This is a genomic window from Pseudokineococcus marinus, assembly GCF_013004605.1.
GTDB classification, from domain to species: Bacteria; Actinomycetota; Actinomycetes; order Actinomycetales; family Quadrisphaeraceae; genus Pseudokineococcus; species Pseudokineococcus marinus.
This window is the reverse complement of the sequence record NZ_JABEMA010000398.1, coordinates 1-2,345: the sequence shown is the minus strand read 5'-3', so window position 1 is coordinate 2,345 and position 2,345 is coordinate 1. Positions and strand designations below refer to the sequence as shown.

Genomic DNA, 2,345 nt, shown 5'->3' with positions numbered 1-2,345 from the left:
CCCCGGAGCGGCGCGGCCCGGCGCCGGCGAGCGGCGGGGGCGTCACCGCAGGACGACGTCGAGCGCACGGCGCCCGTCCTTCGCAGGAGCGCCGAGCTCGACGGCGACCTCGTCGGCACCGCGCACGGACGCGGCCGTGGCGTCGCGCACCAGGGGCGGCAGGGCGGCGGCGAGGAGGTCGCGCAGCTCCTCCGGCGTGGTGGGCGCCGACGGCTCGAGGGCGCAGGCCCGCGCGACGAGCCCTCGGGTGTGCTTGGCCATGTGGGAGACGACCGAGCGCTTGCCGCCGCTCTCGCGCAGGACCCGCACGGACGCCGTCCGGGAGGCCGTCCCACCGCGCGGGGTCCAGGCCGCGGCGTAGTCGGCGGAGCGGCAGTCGACGACGAGGCGGCCCGCGGCCAGCGGGTCGAGCGCCGCGCGCAGCGGCTCGCGCCACAGCGCGGCCAGCCCGCCCAGGTCGGGCAGGGCGACCCCCATGGACAGCCGGTACGGCGGCACGCGGTCGTCGAGCCGCAGGGCGCCCCACGCCGCCGAGGAGACGAGGAGCCGCTCGACGGCGCGCTCGCGGGCGCCGTCGTCGAGGGAGGCGGGGTCGAGGGCGTCGTAGAGGACGCCGGTGTAGAGCTCGGCCACCGGGACGGCGGGCTCCGTGCGCCAGCGGGTGGTGCGCTCGGCCTCCGGGCGCAGCTGCTCGCTGCCGGCGCCGAGGGCCTCGCGGCCCGCGCGGGTGCGGCTCAGCCGGGCCGCCGCGCTGAGCACCCGGCGGCGGGTGGGGGTGAGGCCGGGGGAGGAGAGGGCGCGCAGGTCGACGGGCTCGCCCTCCGCGGCACCGGTCTTGCCCTGGGACGGCGGGAGCAGCACGAGCACGGCCGGAGCCTACGGACCGCCGTCGCCCCTCCCGGACGAGTCGCCCCCGGCTCGCCCTCGACGGGGGCGTCTGACGGGGGCGAGTCGTCGCCCGTTCGCCCGGGGAGGGGCGCGCGAGGGGCGAGTCGTCGCCGGCTCGCCCTCGGGAGGGGCCGGCGCGGGTCAGGCGCCGGCCGCGTCGACGGCGACGCGCAGGCTCTCGCGCAGCGCCCGGACCCCCGGGCTCGTGGCGGCGCCTCGTCGCACGGCGGTGAAGAGTCGGCGCCGCGGGCGCTCCGGCAGGCGGTGGAGGACGACGCCGGGCGTCCTCCCGGCGCGGACGAGGTCCGGCACGAGGGCCGCCGCGTGGCCGGAGGCCACGAGGTGGGCGTGCAGGAGGACGTCGCTCGTGACGATCCGCACGTCGGGCTCGAAGCCCGCCTCGCGGCAGCGGGCGAGCGCCCAGCGGCCCGGGTCCAGGCGCGGCGGCTCCATGACCCACGGGACGTCCGCGTGGTCCTCCAGGCGGTGGCCCCGGCCGGCCAGCGGGCCCTCGAGCGGCACGGCGAGGCGGAACTCGTCGTGCAGGAGGTCCTCGAGGTCGACGCCCGGCGAGCGCGCGGTCGGCGAGCCGGGGTACTCCTCGCCGAGGACCAGGTCGGCGTCGTGCGCGGTGAGGGCCGACAGCGCCGGTGCGGGCTCCTGCTCGACCAGCTCGACGCGCAGGTCGGGGTGGTGCTCGGCCAGCCAGGTGAGCGCGTCGGGCACGAGCGAGAGCAGGACGGAGGCGAAGGCGGCGACCCGCAGGGTGCCGCGCGCCGTGGACCCGAGGGCGGCGAGGTCGGCCTCCGCCTGCTCGAGCTGGGCCAGGACGGCGTCCGCGTGGCCCACGAGCACCCGGCCCGCCGCGGTGAGCCGCACGCGTCGGCCGGCCGGCTCGAGCAGCTGGGCCCCGGCCTCGCGCTGGAGCTGCGAGAGCTGCTGCGAGACAGCGGACCTGCTGTAGCCGAGGGCGGCGGCGACCTCGGCGAGGGTGCCGCGGCGGTCGAGCTCGTGGAGCAGGCGGAGCCGGTGGACGTCGAGCACGGTGCGCCTCCTCGGAACGGTCAGTGGAGGTGAACGGTACCGCTCGGACAGGGTCGCTGGACGGGAGGGTTGAAGACGCGCACACTGGTTCCTGCGACGGCGCGCCGAGGTGGTCCACGCCCGCGCCGGCGCGTGGTGGTCGCCGTCCCGCACGCCGGGACGCCGTGCGCGGCAGCCGTTCGCGCATCCCGACGACCTCCGAGGAGGAGCCCTCATGACCTTCACCTTCTTCCTGCTGCTGGCCCTCGCCGCCTGGGTCGTCGCCCTCGGCCGCCAGGCCGTGCCGCGCCGCCTCCGCGTGCCGCTCGCGCACGCGGGCACCGGTGACCTGGCGCGCGACGCCGTCCGCGGCGCCCGCCTGCTCGCCTCGCCGGCGGGCCCGCACCGCTGAGGCGCTCCCCGGCCGGGCGGAC

3 protein-coding genes are annotated in these 2,345 nt (G+C 79.4%); 1 reads left to right on the top strand and 2 read right to left on the bottom strand.

Annotation, left to right across the window (positions count from 1 at the left end):
* Positions 1-42: 42 nt before the first annotated feature.
* Positions 43-867, bottom strand: a complete 825-nt coding sequence (locus HLB09_RS15905) for a YaaA family protein (RefSeq protein WP_171204290.1) — start codon at positions 865-867, stop codon at positions 43-45.
* Between the two features lie 162 nt (positions 868-1,029).
* Complete coding sequence (locus HLB09_RS15900) at positions 1,030-1,932, bottom strand: LysR family transcriptional regulator (protein ID WP_171204289.1); 903 nt, start codon at positions 1,930-1,932, stop codon at positions 1,030-1,032.
* Between the two features lie 214 nt (positions 1,933-2,146).
* On the opposite strand from HLB09_RS15900, the gene HLB09_RS15895 reads away from it, so the two are divergent.
* On the top strand, positions 2,147-2,323 hold the full coding sequence (locus tag HLB09_RS15895) for a hypothetical protein (RefSeq protein WP_171204288.1): 177 nt from the start codon (positions 2,147-2,149) through the stop codon (positions 2,321-2,323).
* Positions 2,324-2,345 lie beyond the last annotated feature (22 nt).

Bases quoted from the DNA above. Each gene is read 5' to 3' on its own strand.
- HLB09_RS15895 (WP_171204288.1), top strand. From the start codon at position 2,147: ATGACCTTCACCTTCTTCCTGCTGCTGGCCCTCGCCGCCTGGGTCGTC.